16 protein-coding genes are annotated in these 19,827 nt (G+C 43.0%); 11 read left to right on the top strand and 5 right to left on the bottom strand.

Annotation, left to right across the window (positions count from 1 at the left end; genetic code table 11):
* The first annotated feature begins 221 nt into the window (after positions 1–221).
* Complete coding sequence (locus ACQEXU_RS13035) at positions 222–1,607, top strand: hypothetical protein (RefSeq protein ID WP_367986461.1); 1,386 nt, start codon at positions 222–224, stop codon at positions 1,605–1,607.
* Here the strand turns inward: ACQEXU_RS13035 and ACQEXU_RS13030 are convergent.
* Both ACQEXU_RS13030 and ACQEXU_RS13025 read right to left on the bottom strand, forming a co-directional pair.
* On the bottom strand, positions 1,579–2,055 hold the full coding sequence (locus ACQEXU_RS13030) for a PaaI family thioesterase (RefSeq protein ID WP_427011136.1): 477 nt from the start codon (positions 2,053–2,055) through the stop codon (positions 1,579–1,581). The two genes, ACQEXU_RS13035 and ACQEXU_RS13030, sit on opposite strands and share 29 nt — an antisense overlap.
* Positions 2,056–2,152: 97 nt before the next feature.
* Positions 2,153–3,034 carry a putative PEP-binding protein gene (locus ACQEXU_RS13025; RefSeq protein WP_427011135.1) on the bottom strand — a complete coding sequence of 294 codons (882 nt, stop codon included), beginning with the start codon at positions 3,032–3,034 and terminating at the stop codon, positions 2,153–2,155.
* Positions 3,035–3,245: 211 nt separating this feature from the next.
* On the opposite strand from ACQEXU_RS13025, the gene ACQEXU_RS13020 reads away from it, so the two are divergent.
* Positions 3,246–4,298, top strand: coding sequence for a 3-deoxy-7-phosphoheptulonate synthase (locus tag ACQEXU_RS13020; RefSeq protein ID WP_427011134.1), 1,053 nt, complete (start codon positions 3,246–3,248; stop codon positions 4,296–4,298).
* Positions 4,299–4,317: 19 nt separating this feature from the next.
* Positions 4,318–4,803 carry a YajQ family cyclic di-GMP-binding protein gene (locus ACQEXU_RS13015; protein WP_427011133.1) on the top strand — a complete coding sequence of 162 codons (486 nt, stop codon included), beginning with the start codon at positions 4,318–4,320 and terminating at the stop codon, positions 4,801–4,803.
* A gap of 31 nt (positions 4,804–4,834) precedes the next feature.
* Here ACQEXU_RS13015 and ACQEXU_RS13010 read toward each other — a convergent pair whose 3' ends face one another.
* On the bottom strand, positions 4,835–5,767 hold the full coding sequence (locus ACQEXU_RS13010; protein ID WP_427011132.1) for an NAD(P)-dependent oxidoreductase: 933 nt from the start codon (positions 5,765–5,767) through the stop codon (positions 4,835–4,837).
* Between the two features lie 457 nt (positions 5,768–6,224).
* On the opposite strand from ACQEXU_RS13010, the gene ACQEXU_RS13005 reads away from it, so the two are divergent.
* The 6 genes from ACQEXU_RS13005 to ACQEXU_RS12980 all read left to right on the top strand — a co-directional run bounded on the left by ACQEXU_RS13005 (position 6,225) and on the right by ACQEXU_RS12980 (position 11,720).
* Positions 6,225–7,253, top strand: a complete 1,029-nt coding sequence (locus ACQEXU_RS13005; protein ID WP_367986468.1) for an amino acid ABC transporter substrate-binding protein — start codon at positions 6,225–6,227, stop codon at positions 7,251–7,253.
* A gap of 72 nt (positions 7,254–7,325) precedes the next feature.
* Complete coding sequence (locus ACQEXU_RS13000) at positions 7,326–8,531, top strand: amino acid ABC transporter permease (RefSeq protein ID WP_427011131.1); 1,206 nt, start codon at positions 7,326–7,328, stop codon at positions 8,529–8,531.
* Position 8,532: 1 nt separating this feature from the next.
* Positions 8,533–9,630, top strand: a complete 1,098-nt coding sequence (locus ACQEXU_RS12995) for an amino acid ABC transporter permease (RefSeq protein WP_427011130.1) — start codon at positions 8,533–8,535, stop codon at positions 9,628–9,630.
* A gap of 22 nt (positions 9,631–9,652) precedes the next feature.
* Complete coding sequence (locus ACQEXU_RS12990; protein WP_367986473.1) at positions 9,653–10,402, top strand: amino acid ABC transporter ATP-binding protein; 750 nt, start codon at positions 9,653–9,655, stop codon at positions 10,400–10,402.
* Between the two features lie 192 nt (positions 10,403–10,594).
* Entirely contained in the window at positions 10,595–11,263 is a 669-nt protein-coding gene (locus tag ACQEXU_RS12985) for a Bax inhibitor-1 family protein (protein ID WP_427011129.1), read from the top strand.
* A 127-nt stretch (positions 11,264–11,390) separates the two neighbouring features.
* Entirely contained in the window at positions 11,391–11,720 is a 330-nt protein-coding gene (locus tag ACQEXU_RS12980; RefSeq protein ID WP_427011128.1) for a TusE/DsrC/DsvC family sulfur relay protein, read from the top strand.
* 23 nt (positions 11,721–11,743) lie between these two features.
* On the opposite strand, the gene yccX is transcribed toward ACQEXU_RS12980, so the two are convergent.
* The gene (gene yccX / locus ACQEXU_RS12975) at positions 11,744–12,016 is read right to left on the bottom strand and encodes an acylphosphatase (RefSeq protein WP_427011127.1); all 273 of its coding nucleotides are present in this window, start codon (positions 12,014–12,016) and stop codon (positions 11,744–11,746) included.
* 91 nt (positions 12,017–12,107) lie between these two features.
* Here yccX and ACQEXU_RS12970 point away from each other — a divergent pair, with 91 nt between their 5' ends.
* Together ACQEXU_RS12970 and ACQEXU_RS12965 are read left to right on the top strand one after the other, a co-directional pair.
* Positions 12,108–13,511 carry a methyl-accepting chemotaxis protein gene (locus tag ACQEXU_RS12970; protein ID WP_427011126.1) on the top strand — a complete coding sequence of 468 codons (1,404 nt, stop codon included), beginning with the start codon at positions 12,108–12,110 and terminating at the stop codon, positions 13,509–13,511.
* A gap of 97 nt (positions 13,512–13,608) precedes the next feature.
* Entirely contained in the window at positions 13,609–14,802 is a 1,194-nt protein-coding gene (locus ACQEXU_RS12965) for a class I SAM-dependent methyltransferase (RefSeq protein WP_427011125.1), read from the top strand.
* A gap of 54 nt (positions 14,803–14,856) precedes the next feature.
* Here the strand turns inward: ACQEXU_RS12965 and ACQEXU_RS12960 are convergent.
* A partial coding sequence (locus ACQEXU_RS12960) for a Calx-beta domain-containing protein (protein ID WP_427011124.1) occupies positions 14,857–19,827 on the bottom strand: 4,971 nt, incomplete at its 5' end.

The following is a 19,827-nucleotide window of genomic DNA, read 5'->3' as shown; positions in this document are numbered from 1 at the left end:
TTGCTACCAACAAGGTAATTCTCAAAAAGCTCTATCGCAGCTCTTACATTGACTATAGCGTTCTACCCATTTATTCCACCGATCCAGTCTGTCGATGCATGATCATTCAAATATTAAAAAGTGCTTAGAAGGCGGAAGGTTATACGCTACAAATTTGCGGTGATTATACCTAAAGTCTGATATGCTTTCGAAAGATAATTCTATATTTTCTGGAGCTTTCATTGATCACCGTTGACAAGCATGACGGCATAACACTAAAAATCGCTCATGCCATGGCTTCGACCAAGGAGTCCGACCTCGATCTCTACTTTTTTATTCCAGGCGAACTTGGACTTTCACCAGAAGTTCTCAAGGAAAGCGATTTCTACTACAGCTCAATAACCCAAAAACGAGCATATTACAGTGACAAAACACTACTTCCCTTAGTACACAGCCGATTAGCGAAACGTGGCCAGCTATCATCCACTCAATACCGAGTCAGTTTGAGTTTGTTCGCCTATCAATATGTGATTGCGCTAGACAAAGCGGTTAATGAACTTAATAAACACAATAAGGACAGTGTCACCACCGAAGAAGTCGACGAAGTCATAGAGCTTGCTCTCGATATTCTTAAACGTTTAAGACGTAGTATTCCCTACGAAGAGAGTCTTAAACGCTACTATGCCAATATTGACAATTACCTCTCTTGGTATACAGAGCAGCGTTTTATGTCGCTTGTTGCTCATATGCCGCGTGAAGGTGATTATAAGACGGTAAAAGAGCGTCTCATCACTATTGTGGAGCGTGAGAAAGCGCATCGTAAACTCAATAACTATAATTCTCAAAGTGTACGTGACGACGTAACGCGAATGAGCAATAAAATGCGACTCCTTAGACGCTTAATTGAGCACCCTATCGTTTTGAAGGAGAAAACGATTTCTCTTGGCAATAACATGAAGCGGATGGTGAAAGGTTTAGCAACTGGATTCGTAATGTTATTTGTCACCATTACAGTGATTCTCGCCCGAGATTACTGGGGGGAAATTACTGCTTCTTTCATTGTTGCTATGTCATTTGTTTACGCGCTGAGAGAAATATTCAAAGATGATCTGCGCGATGTTCTTTGGCGCGTTATTCGAAAAGGAAAACCTAAATGGCGCAAGCGGTATAAAGATCCAACAACCAATAAAGCCGTTGGGCAGAAACTGGAGTGGCTAGAGTATACCTCGCTGTCAAAACTGCCTGATAGAATCAAAACCATTCGTAAGAAACGAGTCGTTCAACGAGAAGAGCAAATCCTGCATTACCGATCTGAAGCTGAAATGTCGACCTCTAAGTTTTTGAGTGGTTATGAAGAAACACGCGAATCATTAATGGTCAGCATGCGCCCATTGACTCGCCTGATGGATAAGGGTTCAAGCAAGATTTATACATTGAATAATGGGCAAGTAACCAAAGAATCTGTAGAAAAACGCCATCTGATTAACCTAATTGCCAAAGAAGACAACCATGACGGTAAACCAAAATTTTATCGTTGGAAAATCGTACTTAACCGAAGCAAGATTGTCGCTATCGAGCAGATGGAGGTTGAAGACCCATTTAATCCATTCGCTTCAGTGACAAAGTAAGATCAAACTCGGCCATTGGTTCCATACCATGTAGTGTGGGGCAAATGGCCGTAATTTTTACCACTTCGTTTACCCTTTCTCCTGAGCTTATCGTTTGATCCAACATGTCGTCGATAAGTGCGCCATCGTTACAAATAAAATGAACATCAGCTTCAGGTCGTTTCAAAAAATGTCCTTCCACAACCTTAAATGCAAGGGAAACCTTGCTCCCTCTAGACTGTGCTTTACTCATCGCCATAAAACCACCGGCAACATCTGCACCAACCGCCAATACACCAAAATACATGCTATTCAGATGATTTTTAGTCCGGCGACGTAGAGGAATTTTCACTTCAACAGATTGCGAATTTAATTTAATAATCTTTGGCCGGCATAGCCAAATAAGAGGAACTTTAAAGAATCCAAAACACTTGAGATATAAGTTGGCTTTATTCAACGGTGAAAGCATAAACTGGTCCGATGTCATGTGACAATAAGACCAGTTCAATGCTTTTAGTTTATTAGATCAACATATTCCTAACATAACTTTGAAGCTGCGCACTAAGTTACATCGTAACAACAACTTGGATGTTGTTATATTCTAAAGCGAGTTCTTGTACTTTAGGATACTCAGCGAGGTTAGTACTGAGCAAAATCGCTGGTTTATTATTACTGCTTGACGTTTTAAATACTTGTTCAAGCAATGAGAGTACAGCTTCATTTTGTGGATCAAACAGGTACTGAAGATTTTCTGAGTGCCTATCTACACCCAATGCATATTGCGTAAGGTTCTCTAAATTGATCACTACACCATCAAAGTAATGCAATAATCGTTCGGTTAATAAAGCCGCTGCTGGAACTTCTGCAACATAAAGTACTTTCAGACCATTCAACCCTCTAGGTAACCCCTGCTCTGCAAGTAAATCAATCACCTTTGCCGCATCGGATAGTGTTCGAACAAAAGGGACAACAATTTCAATCTGATGACCAAGAGATTGAAGCTGTTTGATAACATTACATTCCAATGCAAAAATTTTGTTGTATGAAAGAGATGCATAACGAGAAACACCACGAACACCAAGAGCTGGGTTGTCTTCTGTTTCTTCAACACCGCCACCAAGTAATGACCGCATGGCAAGGCTATCTGCATTATTTAAACTAACTCGAATCGCTTGATAAGCATCAGATATTTGGCTAGAAATGCTGGTAACTAAAGTACTGACAAAATGTTCTGATGCTGACTGTGAGCCAAGTATTGCGTCAATTGATGAACGCTCAATGTCAGTCAAAGAGGCATGATCATAAGCTGGGTGATAAAAAATATGCTCCATAATCAAGTCTGCAATCGAAACGTATAGGTGCTTACCAGTAATCGTTGTTTCAGTCGAAGGCAATGCTTGGCCTAACACTAAATCAGGATGCAAACCGCCATGATTCTCGTAACTCATTATTGCTCCATTGATATTATTATTGAGATCCTAACTCGAACATACCGATTGAGATAACCGAACACAAGAGAAAATCGCATTATTACAACGGATTAGTGCATAAATTTTCACTTTTACAGCTGCAAGAAAAGAAGTTTATAGATAAGTAGTTTATTCCTTTAGCCGTTTCCGCTATCTTTACCGCTTCGCAATAAAAAGAACAGGCTATGGTATGCCACTTAAAACCGATGAATTAAGAACCCAACCTTTGGGTCCGATGCCTACTCCGGCAGAGCTAGGAAGCGCACATCCAATCACGGAAGATGTAGCAGAACGCATAGCTCAATCTCGTAAACAAATCGAAAAAATTCTTATCGGGCAAGATGAACGTCTACTGGTTATCGTAGGCCCTTGTTCCGTTCACGATCCAGATGCCGCACTCGACTACGCAGCGCGTTTAGCTGCAATCCAAGACCAGTATAAAGATGAACTTTTCATCGTTATGCGTACGTACTTTGAAAAACCTCGTACTGTAGTTGGTTGGAAAGGTCTCATTACAGACCCTAATCTCGATGGTTCTTATGCACTGGAAGCTGGTTTACACAAGGCACGTAAACTGCTACTTGATATCAACAAACTTGGCTTAGCTACTGCGACTGAGTTTCTAGATATGATCACTGGCCAATATATCGCAGACCTTATTACTTGGGGTGCAATTGGCGCTCGTACTACAGAGTCTCAAATTCACCGTGAAATGGCTTCTGCGCTTTCTTGCCCTGTTGGTTTTAAGAATGGCACAAACGGTAATATCAAAATAGCAATCGATGCTATCCGTGCATCTAAAGCTTCGCATTACTTCTATTCTCCTGATAAGAATGGCCGAATGACGGTCTATCGCACTAGTGGTAACCCTTATGGTCATGTGATCCTCCGAGGTGGTGATAAAGGGCCAAACTTTGATGCAGAATCTGTAGAATTAGCGTGTAAGCAACTTGCAGAGTTTGATCTGCCACAAAAGCTAATTGTTGATTTCAGCCACGCCAATTGCCAAAAGCAACATCGAAAGCAGCTGGACGTTGCAAAAGATATTTGTGAGCAGCTTAGATCCGGCAAAAGCTACATCGCTGGCATCATGGCCGAAAGCTTTATTGAAGAAGGCAACCAGCCGATGGATGACATCGGCGCATTAAAGTATGGCCAGTCTATTACCGATCCATGTCTTAGCTGGAAAGATACCGAGACTATGCTTGAGTTGCTAGCAGACGCTGTAAAAGCTAGCCGTTAATTTGTAGAGGAACTAACCAATGCCATCATTTGACATTATTTCTGAAATCGATGCTGTCGAACTACGCAATGCAGTAGACAATGCAGCACGTGAACTATCTACTCGTTTTGACTTCCGCAATGTGGAAGCAAGCTTCGAGCTACAAAAAGACGACTCAGTTAAAATGAGCGCTGAGGGTGACTTTCAGCTCCAGCAAATGCGAGATATTCTGCGTTCAAACCTGACTAAACGTGGTGTCGATGTAAACGCGATGGAATCTAAAGATGCAGAAGCAACAGGTAAAAACTGGCATCAAATCGTCGTTTTCAAACAAGGTATTGACACACCAACAGCGAAGAAAGTAGTGAAACTCATCAAGGATGCCAAGCTTAAAGTCCAAGCTTCCATCCAAGGCGAGAAAGTTCGTGTTACTGGAAAGAAACGTGATGACTTACAATCTGTCATTGCTCTAATGCGAGATGCAGAACTGGGGCAACCTTTCCAGTTCGAAAACTTCCGCGACTAGTGGCAAAAAACCGCTCAATGAGCGGTTTTTTTTATTTTGCCAGTTGTAAGTAGAGGTCGTCTCCTTGCAACAGGCGATATCTCGATACTGAAGCGGGTATAAATATACAAACCCTTAATTGCTCTTCTCTAGCCAAAGATAACTTAGATGAGAGTTCACCTTCATCATTAAAACTCTGACGTTCAGCATCCCTTCGAACAAGATCGACAAATTCAAACGGACAATCTTTTTCATAAAATACCAGTTCAGCCTGCTGCATCAATCGCAGTGCCTTTAACGAGAGAAGTTCCACATCACTCCCATACTCTAACCAAGTAACAAAATGACTGTGCACCTGCTTTCCTGCCAACTGAGCTTGATAAACCGCCTCCAATGATTCTCGATTCGTCGCATGCTCAACTTCTGAAGTCGCAAAAAATACTTCCCAAAACTTGCGCCGTGAATCAACATCAGGTAAAGACTGTTTTATATCATTTCTTTTAGACGCGCCAAACTCAGCGAGTAATGACAAATTTTGTGGTAAAACACTTTCCAACTGCTGTCTGATGTTTCTCACTAAAATGGGAGACGCTCCGCCACTTGAAATTGCCAGTTGAATTCGACCGCGGTTAATCATTGAAGGAGTAATAAAATCACAATAAGGTTGATCATCAACCACGTTAACCAAAATGCCTAACGCTTTCGCATCATGATATACCTGATGATTTAAATCTGGATTATCAGTCGTCGCCCAAACCTGAACATATCGAAAGTTAAGCAGTTCTTTTGAATAAAAATTCTGCACCCATTCTATCTCGCCATGTTCTGACAGAGACCGTAAATGTGATTCTACTTTCGGTGAGATTAATGTAACTCTTGCTCCTGCCCTTACTAAACTATCTACTTTTCTGCAGGCAACTTCCCCACCACCAACAACCAAAACAGGCTTATTATTCAGATCTAAAAAAAGTGGAAAATACTGCATTTCTATCCCTGTTAAAGAAAAATAACTATTCACGCTAGCTTAACAAAGCTAGGACATCATTCTCACTAACTTTTTGCCCAGTAAGCAATATAACACCAAATTTACACTTCATTACGAAACATTATTTTGGAAAGGTAGTAAAAAACCCTTAATAACAACTAACACAATACCATGATTATACCCTTCTATTCTAATTGAAGCTGGGCACTACCCCATTGCTATTTACATTTACGTAACATTTCGTCATCCTAACTACTGTGCGGTTTGTGAGTTTAGTCAAAAATCTTTTTAAATTATACATTTGAGAAAACTCAAAACCTTACCTACGCTTATAAATGTTTGATTTAACGGGTGTGTAATGCACTGATTTGAATCAACCAACAACAAAACACAACATATTTTATACGTTGTATCAGGTGTCACCTGGTTTAACACGGATCATACAGGAAGGATACAAATGACAAACAAACTAACACTTCTAGCTTCGGTTGTAGCTGCATCTACTGCTCTGATGTCTACAAATGCAGCGGCTGCAGACAGCACTCTGGATAAAGTAACCAAACAAGGCTTTATAACTTGTGGTGTCAGTACCGGCCTACCAGGGTTTTCTAACCCAAACTCAAAAGGTGAATGGGAAGGAATTGATGTTGAGTATTGTCAGGCGTTAGCTGCCGCTGTGCTTGGTGACAAATCAAAAGTAAAATATGTACCACTAACAGCAAAAGAGCGTTTCACTGCACTTCAATCGGGTGAGATTGATGTTTTATCACGCAACACGACGTGGACATTACACCGTGATACTGCTCTTGGACTCAACTTTGTCGGCGTAAACTATTATGACGGCCAAGGTTTCATGGTTAAGAAAGATCTAGGCATCTCAAGTGCGAAAGAGCTTGATGGTGCATCCGTTTGTGTTCAATCCGGCACAACGACTGAATTAAACCTTGCGGACTACTTCCGTAATAGCGGTATGACCTATAAACCAGTGGTATTTGATACCGCAGCTCAAACCTCTAAAGGTTTTGATGCGGGCCGTTGTGATGTTCTCACCACTGACCAATCAGGCCTTTATGCCCTGCGCCTAAACCTTCAAGATCCAAAGTCTGCTGCAGTTCTTCCTGAAATCATTTCTAAAGAACCTCTTGGTCCTGTTGTACGCCAAGGTGATGACCAATGGTTCAACATTGCAAAATGGACATTAAATGCAATGGTGAATGCTGAAGAATATGGCATCAATTCAAAAAATGCAGATGAAATGCTGAAGTCAAAAGATCCAAACATTAAGCGTATCCTTGGTGTTGATGGTCCAAAAGGACAAGGCTTAGGTATTCGCGATGACTGGGGTTATCAGATCGTCAAACAAGTAGGTAACTATGGCGAGAGCTTTGAGCGCACAGTCGGTAAAGGCTCACCGCTACAAATTTCTCGTGGTGTAAATGCGCTATGGAATGCGGGTGGCTTCATGTACGCGCCACCAATTCGCTAATAAAACTATTATCAGAAAATGGGCGGTATTGGCCGCCCTTTTTTACACAAATGGATTTGAGGTTATAGCTGTATGAAACCTGCTGATAAAGTTGCGTCTACGCCGGAAAACAAACCGGTGAAAAACGCTAGCCTTATTTATAATCCCGCCTTTCGTTCGGTTGTATTTCAGATTGTTGCCATCGCGGCATTAGTCTTTTTCTTCTATACAATCGTCAACAACGCCCTTACTAACTTAGAATCTCGCGGCATCGCTACGGGGTTTGGTTTCCTCCAACAAGAAGCAGGCTTTGGGATTGGCCTAACTCTAATTGAATACGATGAAACATTTTCTTATGGCCGCACATTTGTAGTCGGATTACTGAATACCGCTCTCGTGTCAGTATTGGGGATCATATTTGCCACAATACTCGGCTTCATTATGGGTATTGCAAGATTATCGTCGAACTGGTTAGTGAGCCGATTTGCTGCAATCTATATCGAGACATTCCGAAACATACCGCTACTCTTACAGATATTCTTTTGGTATTTCGCTGTCTTACAAGCGCTCCCTTCCCCGCGTCAAAGTATGAGTTTGGGTGAAGCCATCTTCCTTAATGTACGTGGCTTATACTTCCCTGCTCCTGTATTCGAGCAAGGTTCAGTATACGTACTGACCGCGTTCATTATTGGAGTAATTGCTTCGATCCTTATTGGAATTTGGGCCAAGAACAAACAACGGTTGACCGGACAACAAACTCCGATGGGGCGAATAATCTTCGGATTATGCTTCGCATTACCTGCCGTCGTGTACTTCTTATCAGGATCTCCAATTAGCGCTGAGTACCCTGTTTTAAAAGGGTTTAACTTCCGTGGAGGCATAAGCATCATTCCTGAGCTTGCTGCCTTATTCATCGCTCTAAGCATTTATACAGCATCATTCATTGCTGAAATTGTGCGATCAGGTATCAATGCGGTGAGCCATGGACAAACAGAAGCAGCGATGTCGCTGGGCCTGCCACGCTCACGTACTTTGAAGCTTGTTGTCATTCCACAAGCCCTCCGGATTATCATTCCTCCACTAACCAGTCAGTATCTTAATTTGACAAAAAATTCCTCACTCGCCATGGCTATCGGTTACCCCGATTTGGTTTCGGTGTTTGCAGGAACAACACTCAACCAAACGGGTCAAGCAATAGAGATCATTGCAATGACAATGGGTGTTTATTTGACGTTAAGCCTGCTTACATCTGCACTGATGAATATCTATAACCGTAAAGTCGCACTGGTGGAGAGGTAATATGAACGTACATCAATTTCAACCTGATTTACCACCTCCATCAAATACAGTTGGACTTGTGGGGTGGTTGCGTAAGAATCTTTTTAATGGACCCATTAACTCCGTTTTGACCGTCATTATTGCTTATTTTGCCTTCATGGGAATTTGGGCAATTATTGATTGGGCATTTTTAAAAGCTGACTGGATTGGAACGACACGAGATGCTTGTAGTCGTGAAGGCGCGTGTTGGGTATTTATTAGCGTTCGATGGGAACAGTTCATGTATGGGTTCTACCCACAAGAAGAGCTGTGGCGCCCCCGTTTGTTCTATATCACGCTTGCCATATTTACCGTACTACTAGCCTATGAAAAAACGCCAAAACGCATGTGGATATGGTTATTCTTCGTCAATATCTACCCCTTTATCATTGGCGCACTTTTATATGGCGGCGTCTTCGGATTAGAAGTAGTCGATACGCATAAATGGGGTGGATTACTAGTTACACTTATTATCGCCCTTGTTGGTATTGTGGTATCACTGCCTATCGGCGTCGCTCTGGCACTAGGTCGACGCTCAGAAATGCCTATCATACGCAGCATCTGTACGGTCTATATTGAGATCTGGCGAGGTGTTCCGTTGATCACAGTTCTGTTTATGGCGTCAGTGATGTTGCCACTATTCCTCGCAGAAGGTTCTGAGACCGATAAGCTGATTCGAGCGCTAATTGGTGTCGTTATGTTCAGCGCAGCGTATATGGCAGAAGTTGTACGTGGTGGCCTTCAGGCGATTCCAAAAGGACAATATGAAGCGGCAGATGCCCTTGGATTGAGTTATTGGAAAAAGATGGGACTTATTATTTTGCCACAAGCGCTTAAAATCACGATTCCATCGATTGTAAATACTTTTATCGGACTCTTTAAAGATACGAGCCTTGTCCTTATTATCGGTATGTTTGATGTACTGGGTATTGGACAAGCTGCGAATACAGATCCCGAATGGCTTGGTTTTGCTACTGAAAGTTACATATTTGTCGCGTTAGTGTTCTGGGTATTTTGTTTCGGCATGTCGAGATACTCGATATGGCTAGAGAACAAACTTCATACCGGTCACAAACGATAATCATAAAGCTCAAGGACGTATTATGACGCAACAACAAGAACACATGATCCAAATTAAAGACATGAATAAGTGGTATGGAGAGTTCCATGTCCTTAAAAACATTAATCTCGACGTAAAGAAAGGCGAAAAAATAGTTATCTGCGGCCCTTCTGGTTCTGGCAAATCAACGATGATTCGCTGTATCAACCGTTTAGAAGAGCATCAAAAAGGACAAATCATTGTCTCAGGTAATGAGCTTACTGACGATCTCAAAAACATCGAAGCAGTTCGCCGTGAAGTCGGCATGTGTTTCCAACACTTTAACCTCTTCCCTCACCTTACGGTGCTTGAGAACTGCACTCTAGCACCAATCTGGGTTAAGAAGATGCCTAAAGACGAAGCTGAAGCCATTGCGATGAAGTATTTGGAACGTGTAAAGATTCCTGAGCAAGCAGACAAATACCCAGGTCAACTCTCTGGTGGTCAGCAGCAACGCGTAGCTATTGCACGTTCACTGTGTATGAACCCACAAGTCATGCTGTTTGACGAACCCACTTCAGCACTCGATCCTGAAATGGTACGTGAAGTACTAGATGTTATGGTAGAGCTTGCAGAAGAAGGCATGACTATGTTGTGTGTGACACACGAAATGGGATTTGCAAAGGAAGTCGCTGATCGGGTTATTTTTATGGATGCCGGTGAGATTATTGAAGAGAACAACCCGGTTGATTTCTTTGAGAACCCTCAATCCGACCGCACTCAAAACTTCTTGGCACAAATCTTACATCACTAATATTGAATTTGCTCTCAAGGGGTGACTTATGTCGCCCCTTTTGCATTGTTATATTGTGTTACATCTTTCAAAATACTTAAGTTTTTATTTCTATTATTATTTTATCTACAGCTACACCAATTGGGGCTTGATTTTTTTGCCTTTCGACCTCATAAATGTAGATATAAACATAAAACCCTTACGAGGAAGATTATGAACAGTCCTATGTTTACCCGCTCTGCGAGTGTTTCAAATACACTTGAGATCAACAAAACGTTAAAGAACACCTACTTCTTACTTTCAATGACGTTAGTAACAAGTGCGGTAGCAGCTATGGCAACGATGGCTATCGGTATTTCTCCGCTAATGGCAATTGTTATGCAAGTTGCTGCAATTGGTATTCTATTCTTTGCACTACCTCGTAGTATCAATTCATCAATGGGTATTGTTTGGACATTTGTCTTCACAACACTTATGGGTGGTGCTTTAGGCCCAATGCTTAACTACTATGCATCTATTCCTAGTGGCCCAACAATTATCGCTCAGGCTCTAGGTTTGACGGGTATGGTGTTTCTTGGTCTATCTGCTTACACCATCAGCAGTAAGAAAGACTTCTCTTTCATGCGTAACTTCCTAATTGCAGGTCTGATCATTGTTATTGTTGCGGCAATCATCAACATCTTCGTTGGTTCGACAATTGGCCAACTTGCTATCAGTAGCATGTCTGCACTAGTGTTTTCTGGTTTCATTCTATATGACACAAGCCGTATTGTCCGTGGTGAAGAAACCAACTACGTTAGCGCAACAATCTCTATGTACCTAAATATTCTGAACCTGTTCACAAGCCTACTTAGTATTTTAGGTATCATGAATGATGACTGATTAACGTCTTACTGATTAAACAAAGCCCGAAAGAATACTCTTTCGGGCTTTTTCTTTATTTGCATATTGTGAAACTGGTCTTGGCTAAGCTACCCTATTCCATATCGTTGATTTTAGGTTTAAGAAGATGTTCGAATACAACGGCAAACAAATCAAAACGGATGCTCAAGGCTATTTACTTGACTATACGCAATGGGAAGAAGGCATGATCGAGGTGCTGGCTCAAGAAGAAGGTATTGAGTTAACAGAAGCGCATCTTGAAGTTATTCATTTTGTGCGTGACTTCTATGAAGAATTTAATACATCACCTGCTGTTCGAATGCTGGTCAAAGCAATGGAAAAAGCACATGGTCCAGAGAAAGGCAACAGCAAATACTTATTCAAGCTGTTTAAGCAAGGACCAGCTAAACAAGCAACAAAACTTGCAGGTCTGCCAAAACCAGCGAAGTGTTTATAATATGGTCCTGTAGCTCTTGGTAGCTACAGGATTTCAAACCCTTTGAATGTCATAAAATCTATTGATTCTCTTGTGACCGTATCAACCCTTGCGGTTCGTGGTCCAGCCTCTAACCACTTTGCCATTTGCTCTATCGCCCCTGAATCACCATTCACTATAACTTCTACGTCACCATTACTTAAATTCTTTGCGTAGCCTACTAAACCAAGGCGCATTCCCTCATACGACGTGTGATAACGAAACCCCACCCCCTGAACTAGACCTGATACGATAAATTTTTCACACTTTTGAACCATTCCGTATACCTCTCTGAATAAGTCTTTGATATATTTGCTTCGTTTATCAATACCCGCGAAGGAAAGCGGGCCTCTCCTGGAAGTAAATATTATGAAAGAAATATCGTTTCGTTGGATCGACAAATACCTCATTCATCTTAAAATACAAGAAAAGTTTTATTTGCTCTTCTTGCTCCCTGTATTGGCGCTCATCATATTAACTGCCGTACTAAACAATGCCACAAATGGACTCATTGATTATCTGTATAAAGATGAACTCATATTGATGCGCGATCTCATTGAAGCTGGCGATCTGACAAAACAACAAGTTGTAAACATCTTAGCCACTTCAGATACGATTTCTCTTGGTAGTGGTTCCGGTGCAATTTCAGTTTCCAATGGTGCTTTTAGTATAGTTGCCAGTCATAAACAAAGTTTATGGGGTGCACTGAATACCACACATATCGCTATAATTCTCGTTACACTAAGTATCATCGCAATGGGTGTTTACTACATCATGACATTCATTGGTGGTGCAATGTTTGCGATGAACAAAGCTCTCAACACATTGGCTGAAGGTGATCTCACAAATCGCATGAACTATTTTGCTGTCAGAGATGAATTCAGCACCATCGCTATTACCATTGATAAAGTAGCAAACCGCGAACAGAACTTAGTCCGTTCAATTCAAGAATCCATTGCATTGATGCAACAAATTAGTTCAGATTTAAATGTATCGACACAACAAAGTTCCGAGGTATCAAACCATCAGCAGGAACATCTCAATTCACTAGCAAGTGCAACGGAGCAAATGGCTTCAACCATACGAGAAGTGGCTAACTTAGCGCATGATTCAAGCTCTCAAACGGATGATGCTCGCCGTGTCGCTGAGCAAGGCCAAGAAAAAGTCGGCCACACTTTAGGGTCCATTTCAGAACTGTCTCGCGAAATACAATCAGCCTCAGAAGCAGTCGCAGAGCTTGATGCAAATGCAGCCCAAATCGATGAAGTCATCACAGCAATTAATGGTATTTCAGAACAAACTAACCTTCTGGCTCTTAATGCCGCAATAGAAGCAGCACGAGCAGGTGAACAAGGGCGCGGATTTGCAGTCGTTGCAGACGAAGTTCGCGCGCTTGCAGGTAGAACTCAACAGTCAACGGTTGAAATCCAATCGATGATCGAGGCGCTTCAGCGTAACAGTCAGTCACTGACACGTTTAATGGAAACAACTGTCACGAGTGCTAATACTGGCCAAAAATTGATGAGTGAAGTTAACACTGAAATAGGTTCACTAGCAGATAAAAACCAGAGTATTTCTGATAGCAGTATCCAAATTGCTACTGCCGCAGAAGAGCAAGGCGTCGTAGCAGACAACATTGCAGCAAGTGTCGAAGAAGTGCGGAATCAATCTAATATGATTTGTGACATGATCAGCTCCACGAACAATAACATTGAGCAGCTAAGAGCTCAGAGCAATTCCATGGAATCACTTTTAACCGGACTACGAGCATAACTAAAAGAGCCACCGCTAAGGTGGCTCTTTTATTTGCTTTTCATAAGCAGTTCAATGAAAATACCCCACCTTTTCGAACAACCAACCGAGCATAACAATGACGCCAGCAATCTACCTAGTAAAAGGCCGTGATAAATCTCTTCGTCGCAAACACCCATGGGTTTTCTCAAGAGGTATTAGTAAAGTCGAAGGCGAACCTGTATTAGGCCAAACCGTCGATGTTTTTGCTCATGACGGAAAGTGGCTTGCAAAAGCAGCATACTCACCCCATTCACAAATTCGAGCTCGCGTATGGAGTTTTGAAAAATGCCAAATCGATAAGGCATTTTTTATCAAACGGATTCATGATGCACAGCTTCTTCGTGAAGATATTATTCAACGAGATGGGCTAACAGGATACCGATTGATAGCAGCAGAATCTGATGGCTTACCAGGGATAACCATTGATAAGTACCAAGATTTTTTAGTTTGCCAATTACTAAGTGCAGGCGCTGAGTACAATAAGTCTCTACTGGTTGAAGCATTAAAAGAAGTTTTCCCAAGTTGTAGTGTTTATGAACGTTCTGATGTTGCAGTACGTAAGAAAGAAGGACTGAAAGAAACGACTGGCGTACTATTTGGCGATGAGCCCCCAAAATCTGTTGTTATCGAAGAAAATGGCGTAAAGATTAGCGTTGATATCGTTGAGGGACACAAGACTGGCTTCTATTTAGATCAGCGAGACAGCCGTCAGCAATCAATGAAATATGTTGAAGGTAAAGAAGTACTAAACTGCTTCTCTTATACGGGTGGCTTTGGCCTCTATGCTCTTAAAGGTGGAGCAAAACGTGTTATTAATGCGGACGTATCTCAACCAGCCCTTGATACTGCAAAATACAATGCCGAGCTGAACGAATTTGATATTTCAAAAAAACGTGCTGTGTTCTTAAATGCTGATGTATTTAAACTGCTACGTGAATATCGAGATCAAGGTACTAAGTTTGATGTTGTCATCATGGACCCACCAAAGTTTGTTTCAGGAAAACAAAACCTAACATCAGGCGCTAATGGTTATAAAGATATCAACATGCTTGCTATGCAAATCCTAAAGCCTGGCGGTACCCTCCTAACCTACTCATGCTCGGGCTTGATGGGTGCAGATCTGTTCCAAAAAGTTATCGCCGATGCCGCCGTTGATGCAGGAAGAAGTGTTAAGTTTGTTGAACGTTTTGAACAAGCGGCTGATCATTTGACTGATTCCGCATATCCAGAAGGCTTTTACCTAAAAGGCTTCGCGTGCAAAGTTCTTTAATGGAAGTTGCAGTGAACGAATAAACAATAAAAAGGGCCTTTCGGCCCTTTTTATTTAGTCTACATTTTTGACTGAAACCAGTTCGTTTAACAAACCAGCCATATCATTACTACTGATATAATCAGAGAATTGGCTCGCAGCATCTTGAAGAACAATAACTTGTGTATCCCCATCATGTTCAACCGTTAACTTCAGATCTGCTGATGATGAGTTAATATCACCTTCTACAGAAACATTAGTACTCGCCAATAGATCATCCATGGTCTCGTCTTCAGTTAGAAGTTCAGACAAATCTATTTGATCTTGCTGACGATTGAAGTCTGTGATGACATCTTCATGAACAGAGAATGGTTCATCTACCCATTTGAAAATGTCGTACCCTTCACCACCAGTGAGCAGGTCATCACCCGTTCCACCAATTAAGATGTCGTTACCTGCTCCTCCAACGAGCCTGTCGTTACCACTGCCACCACGTAAACCGTCGTTGCCTTCACCGCCATCGAGCACATCGTCACCCGAACCACCAAACATAATGTCAACGCCGCCTTGACCATAAATATGGTCATCGCCACCGCCTCCATGACCTAAGTCGACAAAGGCATTGCTGGTTCCGGAAATGCTCATAGCACTGTCTTCGACATTGGAGTCTTCAAGGAAATCACTATCGTTACCTTTCGAGAATGTTTCCAACACAGTTTGGGCATTATCTTGTTTGATTTTGGCTTGTTCATGGTCATCAATATTTGCATGGCTATCACCAAGATAAATGGTGTCATCACCCGAACCCATAAAGACGTCATCACCCGCAGCACCCACATCAACCACCATTCCATTGATCGTTTCTTGATGTGTGAAGCTTTCAGTTGTCGCACCTGTGCCACTGATTCCTGAAGTTGACCAATACGCATACTCGCTTGACGAGTTTGCGTGAACAATTTGAACGGTATCAACTACATCACCTTCAGACTTAATATCAGGCGTAACGTTCACGCCATCAATTTCGAAGGATAATATACTTTCACTGCTGTCACCGTCGTTATCTTCCAGTTTGTAATTGAAGTTAACTTCAACAGGTCTATCATCAGCTGCGCCATAGAACGTGTAGTTACCATCGTCCATATCGATTACTAATGAATGCTTAGAGTCAACATAAATAGAAAGTGTGTTTGTCGTGCTATCAAAGTGCGACGAAATCATCGAACTCGTTCCAGATTGCGATACAGAAGAGCCATTAAAAGTAAATGTTACCCCTTCAATCGTAATTGATTTCACGATAGCCCCATCACCACCAGAGTGAGAAGACAACAAGTTACCACCTACGTCTTGAACTACGGACTGAAGTAAGACTGGAGGTAAGTCATTAACATCTGGAACCATAATTGCGTCGCTATCAACTTCTAAGAAGCCATCATAAGCGACTAGATCTAGTTGACTAGTATACAAATCTGTTCCTATTCCATAGGATAATGCAGTGACATCGTTTTCTTTTAAGTGTTCTGTCCAATTAGCAACTTCAGCAGAGTTAAGAGCATTATATCCCGTGGGATCTCCATCAGACATAAAATAACTCACATTAGTAGCATTGGGAATTTTATCATGCATCCCTTGCTCCCATGCAAACTCTGCAGAGGCTAGAGCTCCATCATAATCTGTATTACCCCAAGCACCAAACGTATTTATAAGTTCTAGAGCCTCATCAACACTAAACCACGTACTATCTCCATTGTAAAATATCCTGTTTGCGGTATGAAAAATTATGATTTGAACCTGAACATCACCTAATGCTTCATACTGATGTAATAAATCTGAAACTGCTTCTTTCATTACACTCAATCGCGTCTTTCCATTACCAGCATCAAATTTCATTGAACCGGACGTATCTAGTACAAGCTGTACATTTGCGCCAACCTTGGTTTCTGCATCAACATCATGGTGAATTCGCTCAGCAACAGGCGAATCGTCTTCGACATTAATCGCAATATTACCAGAAGCATTGATACCAGCCTGATCTTCCACATTAATAGGCACATTAATGGTTAATGAATCTTCACCATTGGCGTTAGAATGATCAATACCGCCACTTAGCTGCGTAGAAACTTGGCCATTATTGTCAACACTAATAGTAATAACATCTTCACCTGACGCACTACCTGTTAGCGTTTTACCATCCGATGACAATGTCCATGTTACCGTAGCACCATCACTTGTCAGTGTATCTGTTGGAGTGCCTAACGTAACGTCAGCAATATGACCGCTTAAACTAACTGTTCCAGCATCTGTTACACTATTTGTCGTATCAGAATGACCTTCCAATGCTTGACCATCCACGATTCCAAGTGATAACCCTTCTTCAGAGACGTTTAGCTCAAGATCACCAACTGAAGGAGGCATATACGGATTAACCGCAAACGCTCCTGTGACACTATCTCCATCACCATCAACTACAGTAAACGTAAAATCAATATCCCCATCACCTTGTGGATTGGTCATAGGTTTATACTGGAGATATTCCCATTTACCTGTCGCTGGAGTTAATTGGACGTCAAATACCAATTCTCCGTTTTCATCGCGACCAAGTAAACGATTCGGGTTTTGAGAGTCGATTGAAATAGTGATATTAGAACCATCAGCAGTTTGCAAACCACTTTCAGCACCCGTTAACTTAAGGCTTCCAAAACCATCTGCACCAAATTCAACCTGCAAGCTCCCCTCAGAACTTGCTATAGGTGTTTCGTTTGGCCCCAATAAGGAAACATTAACTGCAGAGCTGTCTGTTACTACTGGTCTATCGTCTTCTACCACAATGGTTAAGTCACCCGTAGAAGCGACCTGCCCATCTGAAACAACGATGCCAAGGTTAAATGTAACAGTATCCTCAACCGTAGCATCTGGATGATCAATCGGGTGAGAAAGAGCTATATCGTAATTCCACGTCCCTTTACCTGACGTATTTGGCTCAGATAATGAAATTTCTGCCACGGTTCCTAAACTACTTGTCGAACCGACAAGTGTTTGAGATGTCGCATCCCAACTCCATACGATAGATTCACCACCACTCATTAATCCTGTAGGACCAGTTAGAGACACAGAAAGTGTGTCACTATCAACGTCTCCTACTACAAACGAACCGCTTGCTGAGGCTGAGTTAGTCGTATCAGAAGAACCCTGACTGTCTGCAATACCGTCGGCCAATCCCTCTTCAGAAACAACACTACCTTGAATCGATGTGATTGTTGGTGGCGCGTCATTATCTACAATCGTCGCGGTGCCAGTATCACTGCCTACCGTACCGTCGCCCGCAGTTGCGGTCACGGTAAAGTCTTCGTTACCTTCAAAGACCGTATCGTTAGTCGTTGGAATGGTCACCGTTAGGTTCGTTTCACCCGCTGGGATGGTGTAACTGCCGTCTGTATTTGGATTCACCACTGTGCCATCAGAGGTGGTCACCACCATGGCGCCAAAGTCGTCGCTGCTTGCTGAGCCAGTCTGGCTTGCAAGATTGACGGTCACATCCGTATCCGCGGCTTGTGACAAGCTTACGGTAAAGACCGCGTCATCGCCTTCACTTACAGATACAGTTTCAGTAATTGAGACAGTTGGGCGATCGTCATTGCCGCCGTTCTCACCACCATCAGTGATGGTCGCCGTGCCGGTATCACTGCCGACCGTGCCGTCGCCCGCTGTTGCGGTTACCGTGAAGTCTTCATTGCCTTCAAACACCGTATCGTTAGTCGTTGGAATGGTCACCGTTAGGTTCGTTTCACCCGCTGGGATGGTGTAACTGCCATCTGTATTTGGATTCACCACCGTACCATCAGAGGTGGTCACCACCATAGTGCCAAAGTCGTCGCTGCTTGCTGAGCCAGTTTGGCTTGCAAGGTTGACGGTCACATCCGTATCCGCGGCTTGTGACAAGCTCACAGTAAAGACCGCGTCATCGCCTTCGCTGACAGAAACGGTTTCAGTAATTGAGACAGTTGGGCGATCGTCATTACCGCCCTCACCACCATCAGTAATGGTCGCGGTGCCAGTATCACTGCCCACCGTGCCATCGCCCGCGGTTGCGGTAACCGTAAAGTCTTCGTTACCTTCAAATACTGTATCGTTAGTCGTTGGGATAGTGACTGTTAGGTTCGTTTGACCTGCTGGGATGGTGTAGCTGCCATCTGTATTTGGATTGACAACCGTGCCATCAGCGGTAGTCACCACCATGGTGCCGAAGTCGTCACTACTTGCAGTGCCAGTTTGGCTTCCCAGGTTGACCGTCACATCCGTATCCGCCGCTTGTGACAAGCTCACAGTAAAGACCGCATCATCACCTTCGCTGACAGAAACGGTTTCCGTGATGCTAATGGTCGGACGGTCATCATTACCGCCGTTCTCACCGCCATCAGTGATGGTCGCCGTGCCAGTATCACTGCCCACAGTACCGTCGCCCGCGGTTGCGGTAACCGTAAAGTCTTCGTTACCTTCGAATACGGTGTCATCCGTGGTTGGGATAGTGACTGTTAGGTTCGTTTGACCCGCTGGAATGGTGTAGCTGCCATCTGTGTTTGGATTCACCACCGTGCCATCAGCCGTGGTCACCACCATGGTGCCAAAGTCGTCACTACTTGCAGTGCCTGTTTGGCTTGCCAGGTTGACCGTCACATCGGTATCCGCCGCTTGTGAAAGGCTCACGGTAAAGACCGCGTCATCGCCTTCGCTGACAGACACCGTCTCTGTGATTGAGACAGTTGGGCGATCGTCATTACCGCCGTTCTCACCACCATCGGTGATGGTCGCGGTGCCGGTATCACTACCCACAGTGCCGGTGCCCGCTGTTGCGGTAACCGTAAAGTCTTCGTTACCTTCGAAGACCGTATCGTTAGTCGTAGGGATGGTCACCGTTAGGTTGGTTTCACCCGCAGGGATGGTGTAGCTGCCATCTGTATTTGGATTGACAACGGTGCCATCAGCGGTGGTCACCACCATGGTGCCAAAGTCGTCGCTGCTTGCTGAGCCAGTTTGGCTTGCAAGGTTGAC

This window comes from Vibrio sp. TRT 21S02 (genome assembly GCF_050113675.1).
In the GTDB taxonomy this organism is placed as follows: Bacteria; Pseudomonadota; Gammaproteobacteria; order Enterobacterales; family Vibrionaceae; genus Vibrio.
Note: the sequence above shows the minus strand (reverse complement) of the source record. Positions and strands in the feature narration are given on the sequence as shown.